This is a genomic window from Neisseria sp. P0001.S005, from assembly GCF_051963715.1.
On sequence record NZ_JBQCTZ010000549.1, the window covers coordinates 1 to 516 of the forward strand.

1 protein-coding gene is annotated in these 516 nt (G+C 51.4%); it reads right to left on the reverse strand.

Features of this window, described 5'->3' with window-relative positions:
* Positions 1-491, reverse strand: a 491-nt coding sequence (locus ACTHSP_RS21595; RefSeq protein ID WP_440346955.1) for an RNA polymerase sigma factor region1.1 domain-containing protein, incomplete at its 3' end; no start/stop codon positions are given.
* Between the last annotated feature and the right edge of the window lie 25 nt (positions 492-516).

Below are 516 nucleotides of genomic sequence, written 5' to 3' on the forward strand. Positions count from 1 at the left end.
GCAATCGAGCCTGGGCAGGCTGAGATTGCCTGCACCATGTTTTTCAGTGCATTTTCGATTTTTTTGGCGATGATGATTTCGTCTTCGCGCGTCAACAGATCGACTTGCCCCATTTCACGCATATACATGCGCACAGGGTCGGTAGTGCGGCCGAATTCTGAATCTGCGCTGGAGAGTGCTGCTTCGGCTTCTTCAACGGCATCGTCATCGGTCATGGCGGCGGCGTTGTCGCTCAAGAGGATGTCTTCAGCATCAGGGGCTTGCTCGGTTACTTGGATGCCCAAGCCGGAAATCATGCTGACGATGTTGTCGATTTGCTCGGCATCAGACATATCGTCGGGCAGGGCGTCGTTAATTTCGGAATAAGTGATGTAGCCGCGTTCTTTACCCATGATAATGAGTTGGCGCAGACGCGCGCGCTGCTCTTCGATACTCAAGGGACGGTTGTCGTCTTGGTCTTGGTATTCTTCGTAGTTTTGATTTTTAGACATGGATTGCTCTCTAGGTTGATAGGAT